This window comes from Mangrovitalea sediminis, assembly GCF_002514725.1.
Classification (GTDB): Bacteria; Pseudomonadota; Gammaproteobacteria; order Pseudomonadales; family Oleiphilaceae; genus Mangrovitalea; species Mangrovitalea sediminis.
In genome coordinates this window covers 292,849-319,248 of sequence record NZ_NTLB01000005.1, presented here as the reverse complement: position 1 = coordinate 319,248, position 26,400 = coordinate 292,849, and the positions used below count along the sequence as shown (strand labels likewise).

Here is a 26,400-nt window from a genome sequence, read left to right as displayed (position 1 = left end):
ATCGAATCAAGTGCTTCAATGCACCAGGTTACTGATATTCAGGATGGGCAGCATAATCGCCATCACGATTATGAGCACCACCCCCCCCATCAACAAGAGCATCAGGGGTTCGAAGAGACCGACAAGCGTCGCTATTTTTCCTTGCAAATCGTTCTCCTGATTGCGGGCCGTGCGCTCCAGCATCTGGTCGAGCTCACCGCTCGCCTCGCCGCTGGCGATCATATGCAGCATCATGGGGGGGAAATAGCCCATCTGCTCCAGTGCACGATGCAGGCTCGTGCCCTCGCTGACCCGCTGAGCCGATTCCTGCACCTTTTCCCGCAGGAAATCATTGGACAGAACCTCGCCGGCAATACGCATCGCATCCACCAGCGGGACGCCACTGCTGCTCAGGATGCTCAGGGTGCTGGCGAACTGAGCCGCATTGATGCCCCGTGAAAGACGCGAGATAAACGGCAGATCCAGCAGCATCCGGTGAAACCGCTTCCGGGTATTGTCCTTCTGCAGCGCCATTCGGAACCCGGCACCCAGCGCAATCAGGATCGCAGCGAGGTAGATACCATACTTCGCCAGGAAGGAACTGGTTGCCAGAAGTGCCTGCGTCAATACCGGAAGCGCCTGCCCCTGCTTCACGAACACCTGCACAATGTCCGGCACAACGTAGGTCAGCAGGAAAATAACGATGCTGATGGCCACAACGGTCAGGATAACGGGGTAAATGGCTGCCAACTGGATTTTTTGACGGGATTCCTGCCGGGATTCGGTGTAGTCCGCCAGCCGGTTGAGGACCAGGTCCAGATGCCCGGCATGCTCACCCGCCGCCACCGTCGAACGATACAGGCGGGGAAAGGCTCCGGGAAATTCGTTCAGGCTATCCGCCAGGGAATACCCTTCCAGGACCCTTGCGCGGATAGCCAGGACCATACTCTTGAGTTTTGCCTTCTCCGCCTGCTGTGCAACGGCCGCCAGCGACTGTTCCACGGGAATTCCCGACTGGATCAATGTCGCCAGCTGCCGGGTCACCAGCGCAAGATCCCCTGCGCTCAATCCTGCCCGGCGGACAAAAGCGCCACCCTGCTTCTGCTTCTCACGCGCCGGCTCGACAGCCAATGGCGCCCACCCTTTCTCGCGCAACTGCTGGCGTACCGCTCGGGCGCTATCGGCCTCCAGCACACCTTGCTGCGCCTTGCCCCGCCCATCCAGGGCCTTGAATTCGTATGCTGCCATTTAACCGCCTGTCGCCAATCCTGTAAGCCGATGTTACGGTCGCCTCAACCTGAGAGGGCGATCATCCCCGGTGAGTCACTCTCAAGACTTCCTCAATAGAGGTTATCCCGGAAAGAATCTTGGCGACGCCATCGGCGTGAATACTGGGCCCCCGCGTGCGGGCCTGGCGCTCGAGATCGAGTTCGCCGACCTGCTTATGGATGAGGGAACGCATTTCCTCATCGACTTCCACCACCTCGTAAATACCGACGCGACCGCGATAGCCCAACTGATTACACTCCTGGCATCCTTTAGGGCGGTATATGGTTGGGGGATTGGCCGGATCCACTTGCATGAATGCGCAGTGCTCCTCACTCGCCACGTAGCTTTCCTTACAGTGCTCGCAGAGGACGCGCACCAGTCGCTGGGCAATGATCCCAACGAGACTGGAGGAAATCAGGAAGGGCTCGATGCCCATATCGATAAGCCGGGTTATGGCACCCACGGCAGTATTCGTATGCAGGGTCGATAACACGAGGTGGCCGGTCAAACTGGCCTGAACCGCAATTTCCGCCGTCTCCAGATCCCGGATCTCCCCGATCATCACCACATCCGGGTCCTGGCGGAGAATCGCGCGTAATCCCCGGGCGAAGGTCATATCCACCTTCATATTGACCTGGGTCTGACCCACTCCGGGCAGATTGTATTCGATCGGATCCTCGACGGTCAGGATGTTACGTGTCCGGTCGTTGATCTCGGTAAGCGCCGCATACAGCGTTGTGGTTTTCCCTGAACCCGTCGGCCCGGTGACGAGCAGGATGCCGTAGGGACGGCTGATGAGATCCTTGATCAGGTTATGGTCCCGGTCCGCCATTCCCAACAGCGCCAAGCGCAAACGCCCTGCCTGCTTATCCAGCAGACGCAGCACGATGCGTTCGCCGTTGGCCGAGGGCATCGTCGAAACACGGATATCGACCTCCCGGCCGCCGACCCGAAGGGAAATCCGGCCATCCTGCGGTAGCCGCTTCTCCGCAATATCGAGTCGCGCCATAACCTTGATCCGCGATACGAGCAGGGGCGCGAGTGCCCGCTTCGGTTGTACGATTTCCCGCAATACGCCGTCGACTCGGAAACGCACAACCAGATTCTTTTCGTAGGTCTCGATGTGGACGTCCGAAGCATTGGTTTTAACCGCTTCGGTCAGAATGGCATTGATCAGGCGGATAATCGGCGCATCGTCTTCCTGTTCCAGCAGGTCCTCCGTTTCCGGCACCGAGTCGGCGAGACTGGCCAGGTCCATCTCATCGCCAATCCCTTCCACCATCTGCATGGCTTCCGCGGAATCGTTCTGGTAGGCACGGGCGAGTGCCTCGTCGAATTCCGCGGCGTCGATCGACGCAAAACGCACCTGGCCCTGTGTCAGCCGATTAACCTCGGCCAACGCTGTCGCCGGGGCTCCGGCGCGGACCAAAGCAACGCTGGCACCATTTTCGTCGCGGGTCAGGATGACACCATTGCGTTTGGCAAAGGTAAAGGGCAAGCGGTTATACGTCGCCACCCGCTCCGGCGCGACCGTATCGGCCAATGTCGGCAGATCCTGAGAGTCCAATGCCTGGGTATCCAATGCCTACCTCATACTTGTTAGCGTGACGCCCTGCGGTTCGGCAAAGCGGTTGTAACCGGAAGCCTACCCATCACTATATGACGAAACCGGCCATCAATCGTTCCCGACTGTGCACCCTTCTTGCTACATACGTTTTTCACTACATACGTTTTTCACTACACACGTTTTTTACGACACGCGTTTTTCACTACACAGATGATAGCCGCTCTGCTCCCGGCGAAAAACCGCCATGGCGCATTCCTCCGACCAGATCACAATGTCAGGTGTCCGCATAACCTGACCGCGGTCAACGCCTGGCCCTTGAAACCCTACCGGAATAGCGCTGTCACAGACCTGACGCGAAGCTTTCGGTAAAGTAGCGCACTTTGGCGTACGAACGCCGAAAGATGCACTATATTCCAAGCACTATAAAGTGTTTCTTACGGAGCAAAAGTGTTTCTTACGGAGCACGATAAAGCGATCTGCGCCACAGGGTCTTCAATCTATCCGTTTTCGGGGCTGGAGACTACGGACCATCGGGGCTACAGGAAATATCAGGCCAATGTAAGTTGCCTGACAGCCAGGATCATTCCGTAATTCGCCCGCCCACCCGGCGTGCTGACAAGATGTATAATCGGAAACCGGCCAAGATTGCCGGATATTCATGCCAAGGGAGTTGTTTTTTCGCATGCAGGCGATTCAGAAACGTCTACCCATGCTGATTGCCACCCTGCTGGTCCTAGCGATGCTGGCGTCGCTGGGGTGGCAAGGCTATCGCTTTGTACAGGGACACCAGCATCAGGGTGAGGCCCGGCACGTCACCACAACCCAACGCCGTCAGGCACCAGCCCAGCCCAGGGTGGACCTGGCAACGCTGACACTCTTCGGCACGACAAATGTCACCACCCAGCAGACGCTGGAAACCGCCCAATTGCCAAAAACCAATCTGCGCCTGGTGTTACGCGGCGTCATGGCCTCTACCGATAAAGGCCCCGCCAGCGCATTGGTCGAGGGCCCCGACCAGAAAACCCAAACCTATAACCTGGGCGACACCTTACCAGGGAATGCCAAGCTTCATGCGGTTTACGCCCATAGGGTCGTTATCGAACGCCAGGGACGTCTGGAAAACCTTTACTTCCCGAAAACTGACGAGACCGGCGCTGGCATCCAGATGGCGAACGGCGACAGCGAGAGCGACAATACAGCCCAGGATGGCGTCTACACCCCTTCTTCGGAGCAAAACTCACCGCAAGCCGGTGGCGATATACCTGAACCGAATTACGGGCTCAGCGAACAGCGCAAGAATGAAATTCAGAAGCGACTCCAACAGCTCCGCGCACGCTTGAGAGCCAACTACCAGTAGCGGAACGCCAAAAACAACACCATTCGGCGTTCCGTTGTGATCCGCGGATAGCACGCTATCCCTGCCAAGGACAGGAACCATAGATGGGGATTCTGTCGCGAGAGATGCTTTCAGCCAGTTTCCGCCGCCGCGGGTTCCCACGACGGCTACTTCTGCTGCTCGCACTACTGTCATCACTCGCCTTCGCCCTTCAGTTAAGCAATCACCTACTTGACTACGTCGGCAGTAAATTCGGCGCCCAGGCCAGATTACGTCTGCTGGAGTGGGAGCGCCTGACCAATTCCTCCCGCAACAAACCGGAGCTGGACAAACTGCAGCTCGTGAACCAGTTCTTTAACCAGATCCCCTTCGTCAACGACCTCGTGCACTGGGGAAAAGAGGATTATTGGGCAACACCGGTTGAATTCCTCGCCACCGACGGGGGCGACTGCGAGGATTTCGCCATTGCCAAATACCTGACGCTAAAAGCCATGGGGGTCCCAGACAACAAAATGCGGATCACTTATGTCAAAGCACTCAGGCTCAACCAGGCACACATGGTGTTGGCGTACTACCCCACGCCTGGGGCTGACCCGCTGATACTCGACAACCTGATCAACAAGATACTCCCCGCGTCACAACGTACTGACCTGGCGCCGGTCTATAGCTTTAACGGCGATGGCCTCTGGCTGAACAAGCTCCGCGGCCCATCGGAGCGCATTGGAAAACCCAGCTCGCTCGATCAATGGGTCAACCTGAATAATCGATTAATCAATACTTTACGCTAATTTCTTAAGGCCAGATCACAGCCGCCGTTCCTGCTGAGCAGCTCCCCCTTGCAAGTTTCCCCCGCTCCCGATATCTTTACGTTAACGTAAACGTATAGCTGGACGGGCGCCGTGGACGAGCGTAAAAGAAAACAGACGTACTCCATCAGCGACCTGGCGCGGGAATTCGACGTAACCACCCGCACCATCAGGTTCTATGAGGAAGGCGGCTTATTGCAGCCGCTTCGCGATGGGCAAACCCGGATCTACACGGACGAAGACCGTGTAAAGCTCAAGCTGATCCTCAGGGGGAAGCGTCTGGGATTCAGTCTCGCCGAGTCCCGTGAGCTGATAGAAATGTATGACCCTTCCGAGGGAAACATAAAGCAGCTCAATGCGTTATTGAACAAAATTCATCAAAGACGTGATGTTTTGATGCAGCAGCTCGCGGATATCGAAGTCATGCGACATGAACTCGATGAAGCCGAGGAACGCTGCCGACAGGCTATGCAGGAATGCCTGAGCGTCAACTGAGCGGTAGCAGTGAGAGAATAAGCCGAGCCGGTTTCTTCCGGCCGTGGACGAAACAGTCGCTGATCACGACCAGTAACTGACAATAAAAAGGTGTCCCATGAGTACTCTTTCGAGCTATGTTTGTGGCGTTGGCTCCACTCCCCTATTAGGCTTGACCATTGGAGACCTGTTCGACCGGACAGTCGCCAATCATCCCGAAAACGATGCCCTGATCTCCCGCCACCAGGGTCTGCGTTATACCTATCGGGAATTACAGGCAGCCGTCAATGAATGCGCTCGCGGCCTGCTGCATTTGGGCGTCAAGGCCGGCGATCGCGTTGGCATCTGGGCACCCAATGGCGCCGAATGGTGCATTGCGCAATTCGCCACCGCGAAAATCGGCGCCATTCTCGTAAACATCAATCCCAGCTACCGCTTAAATGAACTGGAATATGCCTTGAAGCAGTCCGGAACGGGCACCCTGATCCTGCAGGGACAATTCAAGACGTCAGATTATGTGGGGATGATCTGCGAGCTGGCTCCCGAAGCCAAATCCGGGCCACCCGCCAACTTCAAATCCGAACGCCTGCCCGACTTGCGCCACCTGGTCTGCCTCGACGAAAACCTGGCAACCGACGGCATGTGGACCTGGTCGGACATCATGGCTATGCACAGCGAAGTCAGCGAAGCCGAGTTGACCAAAATCCAGGGCACACTGCAGTTCGACGACCCTATCAATATCCAGTACACCTCAGGTACGACCGGCGCGCCCAAAGGTGCAACCCTGTCCCACAACAATATCCTGAACAACGGCTACTTCGTTGCCCGTGCGATGAACCTCACGGACCAGGATCGCATGGTCATTCCCGTGCCGCTTTACCACTGTTTCGGGATGGTCATGGGAAACCTGGGATGCGTCACGCACGGCGCCACCATGATTTATCCGAACGACGGTTTCGATCCTGAAGCCACGCTTAAGGCTGTCGTGGAAGAAAAAGCAACGGCCCTTTACGGTGTGCCGACCATGTTCATCGCCGAGCTGGAACACCCCGACTTCGAAAGCTTCGACCTGTCCACCCTGCGCACCGGCATCATGGCGGGCTCCAATTGTCCCGCAGAAGTCATGAAGCGTGTCATGAAACAGATGCACATGGACGATGTCACCATCGCCTATGGCATGACCGAAACCAGCCCCGTGAGCTTGCAGACGGCCATCGACGCGCCGTTCGAAAAGCGCGTCAGTACTGTCGGCACCATCCAGCCGCACCTGGAAGTCAAACTGGTCGATCCGGCGACGGGACGAATCGTTCCACGGGGAGAACGGGGCGAACTCTGCACCCGCGGCTACAGTGTGATGCTCGGTTACTGGAACAACGACGAAGCCACAACCAAGACGATCGATCGCGCCGGCTGGATGCACACCGGCGACCTCGCAGTGATGGATGAGGAGGGCTACATCGCCATAACCGGTCGCATCAAGGACATGATCATCCGCGGCGGTGAGAACATCTATCCCCGTGAAATCGAGGAATTCCTCTATACCCACCCTGCCATCTCGGATGTCCAGGTTATCGGTGTTCCCGATACCAAATATGGTGAGGAAGTCATGGCCTGGGTCAAGCTGGTGGAAGGCGAACAGCTCGATGAAGACGCCCTGCGCGCTTTCTGCAAAGGCCAGATCGCCCATTACAAAATTCCACGTTACATCAAGTTTGTGGATAACTTCCCCATGACGGTGACCGGCAAGATCCAGAAGTTCAAGATGCGTGAAATCAGCGTCGAGGAACTTGGCTTAACCTTTTGATAAATAGTGATTCTGTGATGCCTCATAACGCCAGGGGCATCACAGCTTTCTTGCTACACAGCAGTCCCGTTTACGTAAACGGCAACTGGTTTTCGAGCCGAAATGGTTTCGAACGACAGGATCCAGAATGCGGTAGCCCCGCGTAAAAGAACCCGCAGCAGAGGAATGAAATCCATGGCAGCACAGTACTCCCTCTTCAACTTCGGCCTCGGCGAAACCGCCGACATGCTCCGCGATCAAGTCAGCGCCTTCGTCAACAAGGAAATCGCGCCGATCGCCGCCCAGGTGGACCGCGACAACCAGTTCCCCAACGAACTCTGGCCGCAGTTCGGTGCCATGGGCCTGCTGGGCATGACGGTCAGCGAGGAATATGGCGGTAGTGACATGGGTTACCTTGCGCACGTTATCGCAATGGAAGAGGTCAGCCGGGCCTCCGCCTCCATTGGTCTCAGCTATGGCGCCCACTCCAACCTATGCGTTAACCAGATTTTCCGCAATGGCAACGACGAACAGCGTGCCCGCTACCTGCCTAAGCTGGTCAGTGGTGAACATATTGGCGCCCTCGCCATGAGCGAGCCCAACGCCGGTTCTGACGTCGTTTCCATGAAGCTTCGCGCGGACCGTAAGGGCGACCGTTTTGTCCTCAACGGCAATAAGATGTGGATCACCAACGGTCCTGACGCCGACACCTATGTCATTTACGCCAAGACCGATACCAGCAAGGGACCCCACGGTATTACGGCGTTCATTGTCGAGCGTGACTCGAAAGGCTTCTCACGCGGACCGAAACTCGACAAACTCGGTATGCGCGGCTCCAACACCTGTGAGTTGATCTTCGAAGACGTGGAAGTCCCCGAAGAAAACATCCTTGGTGGTGAAAACCAGGGCGTGCGGGTTCTGATGTCCGGCCTGGACTATGAGCGTGTCGTTCTCTCAGGCGGTCCCACGGGCATCATGCAGGCTTGTCTGGATGTCGTCGTGCCCTATGTCCACGAACGCAAACAATTCGGTCAGTCCATTGGCGAATTCCAGCTGATTCAGGGCAAACTCGCCGACATGTACACGGAGCTCAACGCCTGCCGCGCCTACCTCTACGCGGTTGCCCAATCCTGCGATCGCGGAGAAGCCACCCGCAAGGATGCCGCCGGCGTCATCCTCTACTGTTCCGAACGGGCCACCCGCATGGCACTGGAAGCCATCCAGATCCTGGGCGGCAACGGTTACACCAACGAATACTCCACCGGACGCCTGCTGCGCGACGCCAAGCTCTATGAAATCGGCGCTGGCACCCAGGAGATCCGTCGCATGCTGATCGGGCGCGAACTGTTCAAGGAAACCCACTGAGGCACGTCATGGCGATACTGCAGAGTAAGATCCAGACCCAGTCCGCAGAGTTCCAGGAACGACAGGCGCACATGCAGGCGCTGGTGACCGATCTGCAAGCCCGGATGGACCATGTCTATCTGGGTGGCGGTGAAGTCGCGCAGGCCCGCCATCGCTCACGAGGCAAGCTGTTGCCTCGCGAGCGCATCAATCGCCTTCTCGATCCCGGCTCCCCGTTCCTCGAAGTGGCCCCCCTGGCGGCACACGAGGTCTATGACGAGGACATCCCCGGCGCTGGCGTGATTGCCGGCATCGGACGCGTTTCCGGCGTTGAATGCATGATTGTGGCAAACGACTCCACCGTTAAGGGGGGCACCTATTACCCCCTTACCGTCAAGAAGCACATTCGCGCCCAGACCATTGCCGAGGAAAACCGCTTACCCTGCATCTATCTGGTGGATTCCGGTGGCGCCAACCTGCCCCAGCAGGACGAGGTGTTCCCCGACCACGAGCATTTCGGCCACATTTTCTACCGTCAGGCCACGATGTCCGCCAAAGGCATACCGCAAATCGCGGTCGTACTGGGCCTCTGTACCGCCGGGGGCGCCTATGTTCCTGCCATGGCCGACGAGAGCATCATGGTACGGGAGCAAAGCTCGATCTTCCTCGCCGGCCCGCCCCTGGTCAAAGCCGCCACGGGAGAAGAAGTCTCTGCCGAGGAATTGGGGGGGGGCGATGTCCATACCCGCATTTCGGGCGTCGCCGACCATTACGCACATACTGAAGCAGAGGCCCTGGAGCGCGCCCGCGCCTGTGTTGCACGGCTCAACCACCAGAAAGCCGAGCCGGTCCCTGCCGGTGCCCGCGAGCCCCGCTATTCACCCGCCGAATTGCATGGCGTGGTACCCAAGGAGCTGCGCACGCCTTATGACGTCCACGAAGTCATCGCCCGCCTGGTCGACGACTCGGACTTCGATGAGTTCAAGGCAGGATACGGTACCACCCTGGTCTGCGGTTTTGCCGCCATCAGTGGCATGCCTGTCGGTATCGTCGCGAACAACGGCATCCTGTTTTCGGAATCGGCCCTCAAAGGCGCCCATTTCATCGAACTGTGCAGCCAACGCAACATTGCGCTGGTGTTCCTGCAGAACATCACCGGCTTCATGGTCGGCAAAAAGGCCGAACATGAAGGGATCGCCAAGAACGGCGCCAAGATGGTCATGGCCGTCGCCTGTGCCCGAGTCCCCAAATTCACCGTTGTCATCGGCGGCAGCTTCGGCGCTGGCAACTACGGCATGTGCGGACGGGCCTATCGACCGCGCTTTATGTGGATGTGGCCTAACGCCCGGATTGCCGTCATGGGCGGAGAACAGGCTGCGGGCGTGCTTGCAGACGTCCGCCGCGCCGGTCTCAAGCGTAAAGGGGTCGATTGGCCAGTGGAGGACGAACAGGCGTTCAAACAACCCATCGTCGATCAGTTTGAAGCGCAGTCAAACCCCTATTATGCCAGCGCCCGACTCTGGGATGACGGCATCATCGATCCGGCCGATACCCGCCGGGTGCTGTCCCTTGCGCTCTCGGCAGCACGTAACGCCCCTGCCGAAGCCACCCAGTTTGGCGTTTTCCGGATGTAAGGATCGAAGATCATGAGCGAAGCGACAGTTATCAGTACCGTCAACCCGCAGGGGATCGCCACGGTCACCCTGAACCGGCCCGAACGTCGAAATGCCTTCGATGCCGATATCATCCGCAGCCTGACCGAAGCGCTGCAGGAGGCCGCCGCCAAACCGGAGGTCCGTGTCGTCGTGCTTGCCGCCGCCGGCAAGCACTTTTCTGCCGGCGCCGATCTCAACTGGATGCGCGACTCTGCGCAATGGTCCCAGGAGGACAACCTGCGAGACGCTCATAAGCTCGCAGGACTGATGTCGACGCTGGATCAACTGGCCAAGCCGACGATTGCCCGGGTCCAGGGCGCCGTTTACGGTGGGGCTGTGGGTCTGGTTTCCTGCTGCGATATCGCTGTCGCCAGCGACGACACCCGTTTTTGCCTGAGTGAAGCCCGTCTGGGTCTTGCCCCGGCCGTTATCAGCCCCTATGTGCTGCGCGCACTCGGTGCACGGCAGGCTCGTCGTTATTTCCTGACCACCGAGGAGATCCCTGCGAGCAAAGCCCTGAACCTGGGCCTGGTCCACGAAGTGGTGGACGCGGAATCGCTGGACAACACGGTCCAGGAACTCGCCGCACGCATCACCCGCAATGGCCCCACAGCCCTCGCCGCCTGCAAGACGCTGATCGAAACAGCGTACAGTCGCCAACCGGACGACGATTTGCAGGACTATACGACCCAACTGATCGCCCGACTGCGTACCGGCAGTGAAGGACAGGAAGGTCTGACCGCTTTCTTCGAAAAACGCGCACCGGCCTGGCATGCGGCCACGCAGGAGGATCACTGAATCATGACGCATCCCATCAAGACCCTGCTGATCGCCAACCGGGGTGAGATCGCCCTTCGTGTGATGCGCACCGCCCAGCGAATGGGTATTCGCTGTGTGGCCGTCTATTCCGAAGCAGACGCCGGGGCACCCTTCGTACAGGCTGCCGATATCGCCTTGCCCATCGGCCCGGCCATGGCTCGCGACAGCTACCTGAATGTCGACAAGCTGCTTCACGCCGCCACCCAATCCGGCGCAGACGCCGTGCACCCTGGTTACGGTTTTCTTTCCGAGAACACCGATTTCGCCCGCCGCCTGGAAAACGCCGGTATCCGTTTCGTCGGCCCTTCGGCCGACTCCATTGCCGCCATGGGTTCTAAAAGCGCTGCCAAGGCACTGATGGAAAAGGCGGGCGTTCCCCTGGTGCCCGGTTATCACGGAGATGATCAGGACCTCGATCTGCTTGAGCGCGAAGCCAGCCGCGTCGGCTACCCGTTGCTGATCAAGGCGAGCGCGGGCGGCGGCGGCAAGGGTATGCGGGTCGTCCGCGACGAATCCGAGCTGCGCGACAACCTCGGCGCGGCCCAGCGGGAAGCCCAATCCTCCTTTGGTGACCCCAAGTTGCTGATCGAACGCTACCTGGAGAAGCCTCGTCACGTCGAAGTACAGATCCTGTTCGACACCCACGGCAAAGGCGTTTACCTGTTCGACCGGGATTGCTCTGTGCAGCGCCGTCACCAAAAGGTCATCGAGGAAGCGCCGGCCCCTGGCCTCTCCAGCGAGTTGCGCACCCGTATGGGCGAAGCCGCCGTTCGTTGCGGGGAATCCATCGGCTACGTCGGTGCCGGCACGGTAGAGTTCCTGGTTGAGGGCGACGATTTCTATTTCATGGAAATGAACACCCGCCTGCAGGTCGAACATCCGGTAACGGAGCTGGTCAGCGGCCTCGACCTGGTCGAATGGCAGTTGCGGGTAGCCGCCGGCGAAACGCTCCCCTGGACGCAGGATGAGCTGGCACCCAAAGGCCATGCGGTGGAAGTGCGTATTTACGCCGAGGACCCGGACAATGGCTTCCTGCCGATGACCGGCCAATTGGAGTACCTGCAGGAGCCTGTAGGTCTGCCCCACGTTCGCGTCGATTCCGGCGTCACCCAGGGGCAGGCGATTACAGCCTGGTACGACCCCATGCTGGCCAAGGTCATCGCCTGGGGCGAAGACCGTACTTCCGCCATTCGCCGCTTGGCGGAAGCGGTGACGCAGTATCGCGCCCGCGGCGTCACCCTGAACACCGCGTTTTTACATCGTGTATTACTGCACCCTGACTTCTTGGGTGCGGAGTTGGCGACCAATTTCATCGAGAAACACCAGGAGCAGTTGCATCAGCCTGCGGTGTCCTCCGAAGAAAAGCTCGCACTCAGCTGGCTGGCCTGGCATCTGTCCCGTCACAGCGATGCCAATCAACACGACCCCTGGTCGGCGGGTGATGGCTGGCGACTTGGCAGCCCGGATTTCCAACCCTGCGAGGTTCGTATAGGTGACGCAGAAAGCGTCTTCTCATACAGACTCCTCTCCGCTGACAGTGCCCAGGTTCAGCTTGCTGAGCAGACTCTGGCGGTGCGCTGGCAACAGCGGAACAACAGCTGGCATGTGCAGTTGCCAGGCCGCTCGGTCAGCCTGACCTGTCTTGGCCATGACCGGCGCCTCACCGTGTTCGCCGATGCCGAGAATTGGAACGCTGCCATCAACGAGCCGGAAGCCCAGTCCGCACACACCGATCACCTGAGTGCGCTTAATGCCCCCATGCACGGTCGGGTCACCGATGTTTTGTGCCAGGAAGGCGATACCGTGAGTGCCGGCGCTGCTTTGGTTATTATGGAAGCCATGAAGATGGAACATACCATCCGCGCACCGGTCGACGGCACGGTCACCGCCCTGCTCTGCAGCATTGGGCAGACCGTGGAAGCCGCCGAGCCGCTGCTCGACTTTGAACCGGAGGTGGAAGATGACGCCTGAAGCCGTTGCCATCGTCGAGGTCGGCCTGCGGGACGGACTCCAGAACGAGAAACAATCGGTCAGCCCGGAAATGCGGGCGGACTGGTTTAATGCGCTATCCCATGCCGGACTTCGTCGCATTGAGGCCGGCAGCTTCGTATCTCCCAAATGGGTACCGCAAATGAGCGGTACCGATGAGGTGCTGCGCCGGATCGAGCGCAAGGAAGGACTCGAAGTCGAAGTACTGGTGCCCAATGCGAAAGGACTGGAATTGGCCCTGGCTTCAGACGTCGATACCCTGTCGATCTTTACCGCCGCCTCCGAAACCTTCAACCAGCGCAATATCAACTGTACTATCGCTGAAAGCATCGACCGTTTCCGTGATGTCGTTGCAGGCGGACGCGCTGCCGGAAAACGTATCCGCGCCTACGTCTCCTGTGTGGTTGGCTGTCCCTATGAAGGACGCATCGCGCCCGAGCAAGTCGCGGCGGTTGTCGAGCAGTTGCTGGAACTCGGCTCGGACGAAATCTCCCTTGGCGATACCATCGGCGTCGCCCGCCCCCGTGAAATACACGCGCTGCTGGCCGCGGTATTACCGCTATGCCCTGCCCCCAAATTGGCGTTGCATTGTCATGACACGCGCGGCACTGCCGTCGCCAACGTTTACGCAGCCCTGGAACGGGATATCCGCATCTTCGACAGCGCAGTAGCCGGACTCGGTGGCTGCCCTTACGCCAAAGGTGCGTCGGGCAATGTTGCAACGGAAGATCTACTCTATTTATTCCAGGGAGAGGGATTCCGAACCGGGGTGGACCTGGATGCCGTCGCTGACCTTGGGGATCGCATCTGCCGACACCTGCAACGGGAAAACCCGTCCAAGGCCGGCAAGGCACTGGTATTGACGCGAAAACAATAAACTAACCGATGAAGGCCCTTCCTCCGCTACGAGCGATAAAGGCGCCTTCCAGTGAGCAGTCGGGGAAACCATGTCTCAACAGGTATCGTCGCCATCGCAAGCACCACTCTGGATTCCGGGTCCGGAGCGGATCGCCGCCAGCAATATGACCCAGTTCGTCGACTTTCTGCAGGCCACCCACGGCAAGCTGCCGGAAGGTTATGAAGGGTTGCACCGCTGGTCTGTCGAACAGCCCGCTTCATTTTGGCGGGGCATCTGGCGCTTTCATCAGGTCATCGGTAATCCCGGAGACGGACCCGTCTTCGAGCATCCCGGAGACATGGCCGCCGTACGCTGGTTTCCCCGTGCCCAACTGAATTTTGCTGAGAACCTGCTGGCTCGCGGCGATGACGACGCCCCCGCCCTTATCGAGCACCGGGAAGACGGCCGTCGCCGAACCATGACGTTCTCCGAACTAAGGGACGCCAGTGCCCGGCTTGCTGGCTTTCTGCGAGATCAGGGCGTCGGCGTCGGCGACCGTGTCGCCGGCTTCGTTTCCAACGGCCTGGAAGCCGTGATAGGTATGCTGGCCACGGCACGCCTCGGTGGAACCTGGTCTTCCTGCTCACCCGATTTCGGCCTCAATGGTGTGATTGACCGCTTCGGCCAGATTCAGCCCAAGATCCTGATCGCCATCAACGGCTATCAGTATGGCGGCAAGTCAGTGGATACCTGTCATCGTGTCTCGGATATCGTCGAACGGCTGCCGGATCTGACCCGGCTGATCCTGATCGATAACCAGTCCGGTCACAGCACCGACACCCTCTGCGACCGCCAAACGCTCTGGGATGACGCGCTGGCTCATGATCCCTACGACCACTTCGAGCAGGTTCCCTTCAATTCGCCGCTCTACATCATGTACTCCTCCGGCACGACCGGTGTGCCCAAGTGCATCATCCACGGGGTCGGCGGCACCTTGTTGCAACACATCAAGGAACATTCCCTGCATGTGGACATCCGCTCCGGAGACGTATTTTTCTATTACACCACCTGTGGCTGGATGATGTGGAACTGGCTGGTATCCGGCCTGGCACAAGGGGCTACACTCCTGCTCTATGATGGATCGCCATTCCATCCCGGACCGGCCCGCCTATGGGAAATAGCCGCTCAGGAGCGCGTACGCATCTTTGGCGGCGGCGCCAAGTACTATGCCGCCTGCGACAAGGCCCACCTCAGTCCGGGCCGGGATTACGATCTCAGCGCCCTTGACGCGATCCTCTCCACAGGCAGTCCGCTTGCGCACGAAAGCTTCGACTACCTCTACCGGGAGGTAAAGCAGGACATCTGTCTTTCCAGTATTTCCGGTGGCACCGATATCGTCGCCTGTTTCGCACTGGGCAATCCCAGCCTGCCGGTGTATCGGGGCGAGCTGCAGTGCCTCGCGCTGGGGATGGATGTCGCCTTTCTGGATGACGACGGCAACGCCCTGCCCACCGGCAAAGGCGAATTGGTCTGCCGTAGTCCCTTCCCCTCCATTCCGCTCGGTTTTTGGAACGATGCGGACGGCAGCAAGTTCCGGGGCGCCTATTTCGAACGATTCCCGGGTATCTGGGCCCACGGTGACTTTGGCGAGCTCAGGCCGCACCCGGCCACCGACACGACACCGGCACAGACTGGGGTCATTATTCACGGCCGTGCCGATGCAACGCTCAACCCCGGCGGCGTGCGTATCGGCACCGCTGAAATCTACCGGCAGGTGGAGAAAATTGAAGCCGTGCTGGAATCCATTGCGATCGGCCAGAATTGGAAAGACGACACCCGGGTGATTCTGTTTGTGCGACTCAGGGACGGACTCACGCTGGACGACGAATTGCGTGAGCGCATCAAGCGCGTTATTCGTGAGAACACGACACCCCGCCATGTCCCGGCCAAAATTCTGCAGGTCGCTGACATCCCACGAACCATCAGCGGCAAGATTGTCGAACTTGCCGTCCGCAATGTCGTCCACGGAGAACCGGTTAAAAACAAAGACGCACTGGCCAATCCGGAAGCACTCGATTATTTTGAAGATCTGATAGAGTTAAAAAGCTGACAGTGACACATCGGCTTACGGCTCACACCCGCAAGATCATATAAGGATAAGAAACGATGCCAGTGCGACTCGGCGATATGGCACCCGACTTCGAACAGGACTCCAGCAAAGGGCGCATTCACCTTCACGAATGGCTGGGTGACAGTTGGGGCGTCCTGTTCTCCCACCCAGCCGATTTCACACCGGTATGCACCACGGAATTGGGCTATACGGCCAAACTGCACGATGAATTCAGCAGGCGTAATGTCAAGGTACTGGCACTGAGCATCGATGACGTTGCATCCCATGAAAAATGGATCGATGACATCAACACAACCCAGCATACCCACGTCGATTTCCCGATTATCGCCGATCCCGATCGCAAGGTTTCGATGCTGTACGACATGATCCACCCGAATGCCGACAGCTCGGCCACGGTCCGCTCGCTGTTTGTCATCGATCCCGCCAAGAAAATCCGGCTGATCATTACGTATCCGCTAAGCACCGGGCGTAATTTCGATGAGATTCTCCGCGTGATTGATTCACTGCAGCTGACAGACCAACATCAGGTCGCCACACCCGTTAACTGGAAAAAGGGCGACGATGTCGTCATCATTCCCAGCTTGCAGGACGAAGATGATATCCATCGGCGCTTCCCCAAGGGATATAAGGTTATTCGTCCCTATCTGCGCCTGACGCCCGATCCCAGCGAATAGACAGGAAGCCGCGATGGCGGTCATGACGTTTTACCCACCGAGTGGCGGAGGACAACATGAGTGACGACACGCTTTCCCAGGCCAACATTCAGCGATTCAACGACGTTGCGGCGACTTGGGACGACAAACCCGGCCGACTCGCGATGGCACGTCATGTTGCCGCAGCGATGTTGAAACGTTTAGCCCCTGCAGGTGGCGGCCGAATGCTCGAATTCGGATGCGGCACAGGGCTCATCACCGCTCTCCTCGCCCCCTCCTTTCATCAAGTGGTTGCCATGGACAGCGCGCCCGGTATGTTGGCGGTGCTGGAACGCAAAATCGAGGAGTTACCCCTGAAGAATGTCGAAACCTTCGAGGGCGATCTAAGCCAGACGCTACCTGAAGGTGCTTTCGATGCGATCGTCAGTAGCATGACGCTTCACCATGTTGCAGACGTGCCAGGTCTCCTGAAAAGGCTTTATGGTCATCTCTCCCCGGGAGGCCAGGTGGCACTGGCAGATCTGGACGCCGAGGACGGTTCCTTTCACGGCGACAAGCCTGGCATAGCTCACAATGGGTTTGAAAGGGATGATATACGGCGCTGGCTCGAAGCGGCAGGCTTCGCGAACATAGACTTCGATACCGCCTATACGATGGAAAAAATCGGTGAGGACGGTGTGCTCAGACAGTTTCCGATCTTTCTGGTGAGTGCCCAGCGAGAGCAATAGCGCACAGCCCGTAGGGCGCAATAACCAAAGGGCATTGCGCCGCATGAGGCGGCCTGTCCATATCCGGCGGGCCATTGCAGAGCTGTCCGTCAGTGGAGGCCGGGTACGGGCGGGTTTGAGGACCTCCCTTTCGGCGCAATGCCCCTTGGTTATTGCGCCCTACAATATTGCGGCCCTACAGCGTAAAAAAGGGCGCCTAAGCGCCCTTTTTCTTAATTGAAGTCAGTACATTACAGTACTTTCTTCAACTCCGCTTCCAGTTGCGGAACCGCCTCGAACAGGTCGGCTACAAGACCATAATCGGCCACCTGGAAAATCGGTGCTTCCTCATCCTTGTTGATTGCAACAATCACCTTGGAATCGGACATACCCGCCAAGTGCTGAATGGCACCGGAGATACCCACAGCGATGTAGAGGTTCGGCGCGACGATCTTACCGGTCTGGCCGACCTGCATGTCGTTCGGTACGAAGCCTGCATCGACAGCGGCACGGGATGCGCCAACAGCGGCACCCAGCAAATCGGCAACTTTTTCCAGCATGTGGAAGTTTTCACCGTTCTGCATACCGCGGCCACCGGAAATAACGATGCTCGCAGCAGTCAGCTCAGGACGATCGGATTCCGCCATCTTCGCTTCAACGAAAGACGAAATACCGGCATCATGCGCTGCGTCGATACTTTCAACTGCAGCAGAACCACCCTCGCCTGCAACCGGGTCGAAACCGGTACCGCGCACAGTGATGACCTTGATGCCATCGGAGGATTTAACGGTTGCAATAGCGTTACCGGCGTAGATCGGACGCACGAAGGTATCAGCCGACTCGACACGCATGATATCGGAGATCTGCGCAACGTCCAGCAGCGCAGCGACGCGCGGCATGAAGTCTTTGCCCGTGGTACCGGCATTGGCCAGGATGTGGCTGTAGCCTTTACCCACTTCAGCCACCAGCAGCGCCAGGTTTTCACCCAGTTGATGACCGTAAGCGGCATTATCGGCAACCAGGACCTTCGACACGCCATCGATCTGAGCCGCCTTTTCGGCAACGCCACCCACGTTCTGGCCAGCAACCAGGACATGGATATCACCGCCAATGGCTTTCGCTGCGCCAACGACGTTCAGGGTCGCAGACTTCAGGGTACTGTTATCGTGCTCTGCAAAAACCAGGATGCTCATTTAGATCACCTTCGCTTCGTTCTTCAGTTTGTCGACCAGCTCTTCAACGCTACCCACCTTGATACCTGCCTTACGCGTTTGCGGCGCTTCGACTTTCAGGGTGGTCAGGCGAGGTGTCAGATCGACGCCCAGATCAGCCGGGCTCTGAGTATCCAGCGGCTTTTTCTTGGCTTTCATGATGTTCGGCAGCGAAGCATAACGCGGCTCATTGAGACGCAGATCCGTGGTGACCACCGCCGGCAGATTCAGCTGAACGGTAACGAGACCACCATCGACTTCACGGGTCACGTTAACCTTGTCGCCATCGACAACCACTTCAGAGGCGAAAGTGCCCTGAGGCATGCCCGCCAATGCCGCCAGCATCTGGCCAGTCTGGTTGTTGTCGGTGTCGATAGACTGCTTGCCGAGGATAACCAGCTTGGGTTCTTCCTTATCGACAACAGCCTTGAGCAGTTTGGCCGCTTGCAGCGACTGAACTTCTTCGTCGGTTTCGATGTGAATACCGCGATCGGCACCCAGTGCCAGCGCGGTACGAATCTGCTCCTGAGCGGCTTTCGGGCCGATGGAAACGACTACGATCTCGGTAGCAACCCCTTTCTCTTTCAAACGTACCGCTTCTTCCACGGCAATCTCACAGAAGGGGTTCATCGCCATCTTGACGTTGGCCAGATCAACGCCGGTATTATCAGGCTTAACCCGAACCTTGACGTTGTAGTCGATAACTCGTTTTACAGCGACCAGAACCTTCATAGATTCCTCGTTCTTCTACGATGGGTTTATAAAACTGTGCGTGCCGATGCCATATCACTCGAGCGAACATCGCCGATCCCCGGCAAGTCCAGCTCAAGCTTTCCGCTCCCCCGTTTTTATGGAGAAGCTATTAGGGCAACGCATGCGGCTTGAGATTCCATCAGCCCTGAGGGCCGAAACGCGACACCGATAACCGGGTGACGCCAGAAAATCGCTAAAAATTTTCTGGCCTTCATGCAGACAGCCGCGGGCAAAAGCGCCCTAATACTGACCTCAATTACACGCATGGTCAATAGCCCGAGGAGCATGCCGTCGGCTCCAAATGGGCCATAGCGAAGGCTTCCAGGGGCTTTTACCGCTCACCGGCAAGGGTTACGGCAAAATTCAAACAAACGTTTGTTTGAGACATCAAATGTTATATCCTTAAGCGAAGAATGTCACGACCGGGATCGTCAAATGGTCGTTCTTGGCGGCACCTTTCGCTAGAATGTGGCCCGTCCGAGCGGCCGGCGGCGAAAAGCCCCTTTGAAATATGAACCGGTCGAATAATAAGGAGGGAGTCCCGGAGACTCCCCGCCGGGCCCACGCTGGCGGCATGCTGCCCCAGGGGTGCCTTTAAAAGCACAAGGTTTCTGTGACACGCCTTGCGTGACGAGATCCTTTCATCCATTGGTGAAGCTTGAGGAGACAAAACGTGGAACGCGAATCGATGGAATTTGATGTCCTGATCGTCGGTGCGGGGCCTGCGGGCCTGTCGGCAGCCTGCCGTCTACGGCAGATGGCCGAGGAAGCCGGTGAGGAGATCAGCGTCTGCGTCGTCGAAAAAGGTTCCGAAGTCGGAGCTCATATCCTGGCGGGTACCGTTTTCGAGCCCACAGCCCTTAACGAACTGTTTCCGAACTGGAAAGAACTGGGCGCCCCACTAAATACGCCGGTCACGCGCGACGACATTTTCCTGCTGCGTAGCCAGGAAAGCGCCATGAAGGTGCCGAATACCTTCGTGCCCCGCAATATGCACAACCATGGCAACTACATCATCAGTCTTGGCAACCTCTGCCGCTGGCTGGGCGAGCAGGCCGAAGGCCTGGGCGTCGAGGTCTACCCGGGATTTGCCGCGGCCGACGTCATCGTTGAAGACGGTCAGGTTAAGGGTGTCATTACCGGCGATATGGGTGTCGCACGCGATGGTTCCCAAAAAGACACCTACATGCCGGGCATGGAGCTGCGCGCCAAGTACACACTGTTCAGTGAAGGCTGCCGCGGACATCTCGGCAAACGCCTCATCAAGCAATACAAGCTGGATGAAGGCAAGGACCCGCAGCATTACGGTATCGGCATCAAGGAACTGTGGGATATCGATCCTGCCAAACACGAGCCAGGCCTGGTTGTCCACACTACCGGCTGGCCGCTGACCGAAAGCAACTCCACAGGCGGCTCATTTCTGTACCACCTGGAAAACAATCAGGTGTACGTCGGTCTGATTACCGACCTGGCCTATTCCAACCCGAACATCAGCCCGTTCGAGGAATTCCAGCGCCTGAAGCTGCATCCGGAGATCCGCAAGTACCTGGAAGGCGGTAAGCGAGTTTCCTATGGTGCGCGGGCCATTACCAAAGGGGGCTTCAACAGCCTGCCCAAAATGAGCTTCCCAGGTGGTCTACTGCTGGGCTGCGATGCTGGAACCTTGAACTTTTCCAAGATCAAGGGTTCCCACACTGCGATGAAATCCGGCCTGTTGGGCGCTGAAGCCGTCTTCGAAGCCCTCAAGGGCGGAAAGACCGGTGAAGAGATTGTCGAATTCGCCGATCGCTTCAAGAACAGCTGGCTGTACAAGGAATTGTATGCGGAGCGGAATTTCGGCCCAAGCATGCATAAGTTTGGCAACGTGATCGGAGCGGGCATTGCCTTCTTCGAGCAAAACATCCTGCGCGGTAGCCTGCCGTTCACGTTCCACGACACGATTCCGGACTATTCGACCCTCAAACCGGCGGATCAGTGCAAAAAGATCACTTATCCCAAGCCGGACAACACGCTGACGTTTGATCGCCTGTCCTCGGTGTTCATTTCAAACACCAACCACGAAGAGGATCAGCCGATTCACCTGAAGCTGACCAATCCGGATACTCCGATCAAGGAGAACCTACCGAAATACAACGAGCCAGCACAGCGATACTGCCCGGCAGGCGTGTATGAAGTGGTAGAAGCCGATGATGGCGGCAAGCGCTTCCAGATCAACGCGCAAAACTGTGTTCACTGCAAGACCTGTGACATCAAGGACCCGGCCCAGAACATTACCTGGGTAACGCCGGAAGGCGGCGGTGGTCCTAACTATCCCAACATGTAACGGCCTTTGGCCGCCCCCTCTCCCTGGCGGGAGAGGGGTTGGGGAAAAGGTGGAAGACCTTCCATAAAAACAAAAAAGCGACCATAAGGTCGCTTTTTTTATATCGCACACAGCCCCCCTCGAGCGATGCCGCCCGAGGAGCCAGCCGGGCAATATTAGTGCGCGTGACCGTGAGTCGTTTCTTCTTCAGTCGCCTCACGGGTGCCGACGACTTCCACATCGAAATGCAGACGCTGGCCCGCCAACGGATGGTTGGCATCGATGACCACGGTGTCTTCTTCCACACGGACAACCCGCACGACCTGAGGACCACCTGGCGTTTGCGCCTGGAACTGCATTCCCGGCTCCACATTGTCAACGCCTTCGAAGGCGCTGCGCGGTACCGGCTGGACCAGCTCTTCACGCTGCTCGCCGTAGGCATCTTCCGCTTCGATGGATACTTTCAGCTGAGCACCGGCTTCCTGCTCGTTCAGGGCCTCTTCCAGACCACTGATAATATTCTGGGCCCCTTCCAGGTAACTCAGCGGCTCACGCTCGCGCGACGAGTCTAGAACTTCGCCGGCATCATTGGTCAGCGTGTAGTGGATGGTTACAACACGGGGTTCGGACATATTTGCTCCTTGTGTGCCTACTCGGCAGCCTTTTGGATGAGGTAATCGAAAGTGTACGTGAACAGTCAGACTGCACAGAGGGACTCACGACCACCGTGTTTGAGGACAATGATTTACGTCCGGCTTCGTGCCCTCCCTCGAACACCGGCCCAAAGTACCAGTTTAGGGCAAAGGCCCAACGGTTGAAAGGCACGCCCCTGCCGGCTTCCGGCTAGAGAGTTCCTATCGGGTAGAAATTTCCATCGCTCCATACACCCAGTTCGGTGCCGTTACTTCCCTCTCGTGAAACCGCAAGTTCAACCAGATGGTAGAAAGTGGAACGCTCGATCAGGGCATACAGATTGCGCCGGACCCGGATATAGGGAGAGGGTTCCCCCGTTTCCACATGCGTATGCACTTCAAGCGGATGGTCCGCCCCAAGCACAATCGTATCGCCGGCATTGGTGACAAAGGACAGCTTCTGGCCTTCTCCTTGCCCCTCCGCCGACAGGGAATGGGCAACAAAGGGAGCGTCATCCACCCTGATACGCCATTTTTCCACCGGCGTGACCAGATAGTAGTCTCCGTCGTCATCCTTTCTTAGAATCGTGGAGAAAAGCGCGACAAAGCTCTGCCGCTCGATCGGTGCACCTTTGAAGTACCACTGGCCATCTCGAGCAATACGGATATCAATGTCGCCGGAAAATTCCGGATGCCAGGACTCGACGGGCGGCGGCGACGCACTTTTCCGGTGTAACGGTTCCACCTGTTGCGCCAGGGATTCCGGATCCCGTTGCCGGCCTTGCATAGCACCTCCCGATGCAGCCATAGTCATATCAAGTAAGCGGCCATCGACATCCACTATTGCGTGTCTGGGCAGTCGATGGCATCAGGATAACCGCCTTTTCCTGTAAATGGGGGCCATCCCCCGCAATTCAACCGTTCTGTCCAGCACCGCTGTAAACCGGAGAGCAACCTGCATGGCACTCGACCTTGCACAGGAATTTCCCCAGGACCCGGAAATTGCCTACCTCAACCACGCCGCCGTGGCACCCTGGCCCAGGCGTGCCGGTGACGCCCTAACCGCCTTCGCCCGGCAAAATGTCGTAGAAGGCGCTCGGCACTATCCCCACTGGCTGGCGGTTGAAACGCAACTCCGCCGCCAATTGGCGCAGTTGGTCAATGCGCCTTCGCCACAGGACATTGCGCTGGTGAAGAACACCTCCGAAGCCTTGTCGATGGTCGCCTGGGGCTTGTCGTGGGAAGCGGGAGATGAAATCGTCATCAGCGACCAGGAATTCCCGTCGAATCGTATCGTCTGGGAATCCCTGGCCCCACAAGGCGTTAAGGTCGCCGTGGCGACACTGAACGAGGACGATCCAGAAGGTGCGGTCGAGACCTGTCTTAGCCCGCGCACAAAACTCGTTTCAATAAGCGCCGTGCAGTATGGCACCGGGCTGCGTCTAGATCTCAAGCGCCTGGGAGATGCCTGCCGGGAACGGGGCATACTGTTCTGCGTCGACGCCATCCAGAGCATTGGCGCTGAACCAATGGATGTACAGGCGCTGCCCATCGATTTCACCATGGCCGACGGCCACAAATGGATGCTGGGTGCCGAGGGACTCTGCCTGTTCTATGTCCGCCCCGAGCTGCGCGACAGCCTGCAGCTCCATGAATACGGTTGGCATATGGTGAAGCATCGCGGAGATTTCGATCGCAAGGACTGGGAGCCGGCAGAGGATGCTCTGCGTTTCGAGTGCGGTAGCCCTAACATGCTGGGCATCTATACACTGCAGGCCAGCACCTCCCTGCTTCTGGAGGCCGGGCTTGAGGAAATACAGCGAGGTATAGCCGATCGCCTATCCTGGCTGGAGACGCTGCTAACCCCCTTGCCCGGCTATCGACAGATTACCCCGGTAAATCCTGAGCAGCGGGCCGGAATCTTCACCTTTCGGCTGGAAGGACATGACAGCGCAAAACTGTATCAGGAACTGATGAACCGAGGGGTCGTCTGCGCCTATCGCGGTGGTGGTGTCCGCTTCTCTCCCCACTTCTACACACCGTCAGCGGTTATCGAAACCGCGGTTCGGACGCTAACACAGATCATCAAATGATCTGCCTAATGTCTTGATAATAAAACGTTCAGCTAGTGATGTGCAGGAAGGAACCCTTTGAGTTCGGCGCAACCTGGGCCGGCAACCGGCATGACGAGACGCACGGCCTGAGCCGTGCCGAAAGGAATACCCCTCCGGTGCCCTTCAACCAGCAAGGTGGTTAGCGCACCGACAAAAGGCATGTGAGAAACAAGCATCACCGTCGCCTCCTCACCCAAAACCTGAAGCATGTCGAGGCACTGGGCGGGATCATCGTCCGGGGTCAGAAAGGATCGCTCCTCGGCAACAAGCCCCAGTACCCGCCCCACGATATCTGCTGTCTGTCTCGCACGGACCAATGGGCTGCACCAGAGCTGTGCAGGCCTCCAGTCCTCGGACGCCGAAATCTGGCGCGCTACCAGCTCGGCCCGTATACGACCGGCGTCCGTCAGCGCCCGCTGACGATCGTCGCTATGCCAGCCGGCTTCACCATGACGCATGATGATAAGTTGCATGGGACCCGACTCAACAACCTTCCGGGCGCGGCAGAATGAATTCCACGTCGGAGCTCTGCACGGCCATCATCAGGTTCTGGATGACATCCCGGATATTGGCCTTGTTATAGATGATCTCGTATAAGCCCTTCACCAGAGGCATATAGATATCCATTTCCTCTGCTTTTTCCTTTACCAGCAGCAGCGTATTGATACCTTCAGCCACCTGTCCCAGCTCCGCCACTGCGTGCTCCAGGGTATCGCCTTTACCCAGCGCATACCCGACCCGGTAATTCCGGCTCAGCGGCGAATGGCAGGTAACAATCAGGTCCCCGACGCCCGCCAGGCCGAGAAACGTCATGGGATTAGCACCGAGACTGACCGCAAAGCGGCTCATTTCTGCCAGGCTCCGGGTAATCAGCATGGCCTTGGTGTTTTCGCCCATCCCCAAGGCGGCCGCCAAACCGGCCACAATGGCGTAAATATTCTTCAGCGCCCCGCCCAGCTCGACACCGTAGACGTCGACATTGGCGTAGACACGGAAGTACTCGCACCCCAGGAGGGCTTGGACGGTTTTGCGGACATCGGCGTCGGCAGACGCGATGACACTGGCCGTCAGGTCCCGGCGAATGATTTCAGCCGCCAGGTTTGGCCCGCCCAGCACACCAATCCGTGTCTTTGGCACAATCTGCTGGAGGATTTCGCTCATCAGTCGAAAGCCTTCCCGCTCGATACCTTTCGTCAGACTGACCACAATCTGGTTGGGGTGAAAATCTTCTGCCGCTTCCGCCATAAAGGGGCGAAAGGCCTTACTGGGTAGCGCAAGAAACACCACCGGGCACTGGCGAAGACAAGCCTTAAGATCTGTCGTCGCCTCGACCAACGGGTCCAGTACCACGTCCGGCATGTAACGCCGGTTGACACGGGTGCGTTGGATTTCTTCGGCGCGGTCGGGATCTCGCATCCAGAAAAGGACGCTTTGCCCGTTTTCAGAGAGCACCTTGGCAATTGCAGTACCAAAGCTGCCACCACCGATGACGGCGATCTTTTGAGATTGGGACATCGAGAAGTTCCGTTAGATTAAGCCGCGATACCGATCACTGGTCTTCGCACTCGAGAGCACGAACCAGATTGGTGAACTCGTCGCGATTCTTCTTATTCATGCTCATCAAAACACGATGGGCATCCAGGACCTTGTCACGAACCTCTTTCTCGGAAGCACGCAGCACCGGAATCTCTTCCAACTGCTCGATCCGGGTAGCGGGCTCGCTCACAATAATGAAGATTCGATCAAACCCCATAGAGAGCACGATACGGGTAATATCGGGATTCGTCGAGACCAGCGTGGGGAGGAAATGACTGCGTTTTTCGGCAGCGATGGCGATCTTGGCGAGCAGCCCCAGGGTGGTACTGTCGATCACCTGGGTCTCTGTCAGATCGACGACAACCGTCCGGAACTCAGGATTGGAAATCATCGAGTCGATCAGGTTGTCGAGCGTCGAGCAAAGATTCAACCGGATCTCGCCGATGAATTTCAGGACATAGATGCCCTGCTGCTCCGCTTGCAAAATCTTATAACTGGACAT

General features: G+C 58.0%; 23 protein-coding genes. 14 read left to right on the top strand and 9 right to left on the bottom strand.

The window, feature by feature from the left end; translation table 11 throughout:
• Positions 1 to 15: 15 nt before the first annotated feature.
• Positions 16 to 1,227, bottom strand: coding sequence for a type II secretion system inner membrane protein GspF (gspF, locus tag CLR77_RS14010; RefSeq protein ID WP_097461287.1), 1,212 nt, complete (start codon positions 1,225 to 1,227; stop codon positions 16 to 18).
• Positions 1,228 to 1,288: 61 nt separating this feature from the next.
• Positions 1,289 to 2,800, bottom strand: coding sequence for a type II secretion system ATPase GspE (gspE, locus tag CLR77_RS14005; protein ID WP_406564960.1), 1,512 nt, complete (start codon positions 2,798 to 2,800; stop codon positions 1,289 to 1,291).
• A 697-nt stretch (positions 2,801 to 3,497) separates the two neighbouring features.
• On the opposite strand from gspE, the gene CLR77_RS14000 reads away from it, so the two are divergent.
• From CLR77_RS14000 to CLR77_RS13945, 12 genes are all read left to right on the top strand, one after another.
• The gene (locus tag CLR77_RS14000) at positions 3,498 to 4,172 is read left to right on the top strand and encodes a type II secretion system protein N (RefSeq protein ID WP_158227202.1); all 675 of its coding nucleotides are present in this window, start codon (positions 3,498 to 3,500) and stop codon (positions 4,170 to 4,172) included.
• A gap of 104 nt (positions 4,173 to 4,276) precedes the next feature.
• Positions 4,277 to 4,939, top strand: a complete 663-nt coding sequence (locus CLR77_RS13995; protein WP_097461499.1) for a transglutaminase-like cysteine peptidase — start codon at positions 4,277 to 4,279, stop codon at positions 4,937 to 4,939.
• A 111-nt stretch (positions 4,940 to 5,050) separates the two neighbouring features.
• Entirely contained in the window at positions 5,051 to 5,452 is a 402-nt protein-coding gene (locus CLR77_RS13990; RefSeq protein WP_097461285.1) for a MerR family transcriptional regulator, read from the top strand.
• 97 nt (positions 5,453 to 5,549) lie between these two features.
• Complete coding sequence (locus tag CLR77_RS13985) at positions 5,550 to 7,235, top strand: AMP-binding protein (RefSeq protein ID WP_097461284.1); 1,686 nt, start codon at positions 5,550 to 5,552, stop codon at positions 7,233 to 7,235.
• 174 nt (positions 7,236 to 7,409) lie between these two features.
• The gene (locus tag CLR77_RS13980) at positions 7,410 to 8,579 is read left to right on the top strand and encodes an isovaleryl-CoA dehydrogenase (protein ID WP_097461283.1); all 1,170 of its coding nucleotides are present in this window, start codon (positions 7,410 to 7,412) and stop codon (positions 8,577 to 8,579) included.
• Positions 8,580 to 8,587: 8 nt separating this feature from the next.
• A complete protein-coding gene (locus CLR77_RS13975; protein ID WP_097461282.1) occupies positions 8,588 to 10,192 on the top strand; it encodes a carboxyl transferase domain-containing protein in 1,605 nt (534 codons plus the stop codon).
• Positions 10,193 to 10,204: 12 nt separating this feature from the next.
• Positions 10,205 to 11,011: an enoyl-CoA hydratase/isomerase family protein gene (locus CLR77_RS13970; RefSeq protein WP_097461281.1), complete on the top strand. Its 807-nt coding sequence runs from the start codon at positions 10,205 to 10,207 to the stop codon at positions 11,009 to 11,011.
• Between the two features lie 3 nt (positions 11,012 to 11,014).
• A complete protein-coding gene (locus tag CLR77_RS13965) occupies positions 11,015 to 13,003 on the top strand; it encodes an acetyl/propionyl/methylcrotonyl-CoA carboxylase subunit alpha (protein WP_097461280.1) in 1,989 nt (662 codons plus the stop codon).
• Positions 12,993 to 13,898: a hydroxymethylglutaryl-CoA lyase gene (locus CLR77_RS13960; RefSeq protein WP_097461279.1), complete on the top strand. Its 906-nt coding sequence runs from the start codon at positions 12,993 to 12,995 to the stop codon at positions 13,896 to 13,898. Before CLR77_RS13965 ends, CLR77_RS13960 begins: the two co-directional genes overlap by 11 nt.
• Positions 13,899 to 13,968: 70 nt before the next feature.
• Positions 13,969 to 15,969, top strand: coding sequence for an acetoacetate--CoA ligase (locus CLR77_RS13955; RefSeq protein WP_097461278.1), 2,001 nt, complete (start codon positions 13,969 to 13,971; stop codon positions 15,967 to 15,969).
• Between the two features lie 56 nt (positions 15,970 to 16,025).
• Positions 16,026 to 16,664, top strand: a complete 639-nt coding sequence (locus tag CLR77_RS13950) for a peroxiredoxin (protein ID WP_097461277.1) — start codon at positions 16,026 to 16,028, stop codon at positions 16,662 to 16,664.
• A 56-nt stretch (positions 16,665 to 16,720) separates the two neighbouring features.
• A complete protein-coding gene (locus CLR77_RS13945; RefSeq protein WP_097461276.1) occupies positions 16,721 to 17,371 on the top strand; it encodes a class I SAM-dependent methyltransferase in 651 nt (216 codons plus the stop codon).
• A 230-nt stretch (positions 17,372 to 17,601) separates the two neighbouring features.
• Here the strand turns inward: CLR77_RS13945 and CLR77_RS13940 are convergent, their stop codons facing one another.
• Positions 17,602 to 18,543, bottom strand: a complete 942-nt coding sequence (locus CLR77_RS13940) for an electron transfer flavoprotein subunit alpha/FixB family protein (protein WP_097461275.1) — start codon at positions 18,541 to 18,543, stop codon at positions 17,602 to 17,604.
• Positions 18,544 to 19,293 carry an electron transfer flavoprotein subunit beta/FixA family protein gene (locus CLR77_RS13935; RefSeq protein ID WP_097461274.1) on the bottom strand — a complete coding sequence of 250 codons (750 nt, stop codon included), beginning with the start codon at positions 19,291 to 19,293 and terminating at the stop codon, positions 18,544 to 18,546.
• Positions 19,294 to 19,987: 694 nt separating this feature from the next.
• Here CLR77_RS13935 and CLR77_RS13925 point away from each other — a divergent pair.
• The gene (locus tag CLR77_RS13925) at positions 19,988 to 21,637 is read left to right on the top strand and encodes an electron transfer flavoprotein-ubiquinone oxidoreductase (protein WP_097461272.1); all 1,650 of its coding nucleotides are present in this window, start codon (positions 19,988 to 19,990) and stop codon (positions 21,635 to 21,637) included.
• Positions 21,638 to 21,792: 155 nt separating this feature from the next.
• Here CLR77_RS13925 and CLR77_RS13920 read toward each other — a convergent pair whose 3' ends face one another.
• A complete protein-coding gene (locus CLR77_RS13920; RefSeq protein WP_097461271.1) occupies positions 21,793 to 22,248 on the bottom strand; it encodes an FKBP-type peptidyl-prolyl cis-trans isomerase in 456 nt (151 codons plus the stop codon).
• 211 nt (positions 22,249 to 22,459) lie between these two features.
• On the bottom strand, positions 22,460 to 23,035 hold the full coding sequence (locus CLR77_RS13915) for a DUF1285 domain-containing protein (protein ID WP_097461270.1): 576 nt from the start codon (positions 23,033 to 23,035) through the stop codon (positions 22,460 to 22,462).
• A gap of 172 nt (positions 23,036 to 23,207) precedes the next feature.
• On the opposite strand from CLR77_RS13915, the gene CLR77_RS13910 reads away from it, so the two are divergent.
• On the top strand, positions 23,208 to 24,341 hold the full coding sequence (locus CLR77_RS13910) for an aminotransferase class V-fold PLP-dependent enzyme (RefSeq protein ID WP_097461269.1): 1,134 nt from the start codon (positions 23,208 to 23,210) through the stop codon (positions 24,339 to 24,341).
• A gap of 32 nt (positions 24,342 to 24,373) precedes the next feature.
• On the opposite strand, the gene sixA is transcribed toward CLR77_RS13910, so the two are convergent.
• From sixA to CLR77_RS13895, 3 genes are read right to left on the bottom strand one after another with little or no spacing between them, the layout of a single operon-like run.
• Entirely contained in the window at positions 24,374 to 24,835 is a 462-nt protein-coding gene (gene sixA, locus CLR77_RS13905; RefSeq protein ID WP_097461268.1) for a phosphohistidine phosphatase SixA, read from the bottom strand.
• A gap of 10 nt (positions 24,836 to 24,845) precedes the next feature.
• Positions 24,846 to 25,877, bottom strand: a complete 1,032-nt coding sequence (locus tag CLR77_RS13900; RefSeq protein WP_097461267.1) for an NAD(P)H-dependent glycerol-3-phosphate dehydrogenase — start codon at positions 25,875 to 25,877, stop codon at positions 24,846 to 24,848.
• A 34-nt stretch (positions 25,878 to 25,911) separates the two neighbouring features.
• Positions 25,912 to 26,400 (bottom strand): STAS domain-containing protein, encoded by a 489-nt coding sequence (locus tag CLR77_RS13895; protein WP_097461266.1) that lies wholly within the window; start codon positions 26,398 to 26,400, stop codon positions 25,912 to 25,914.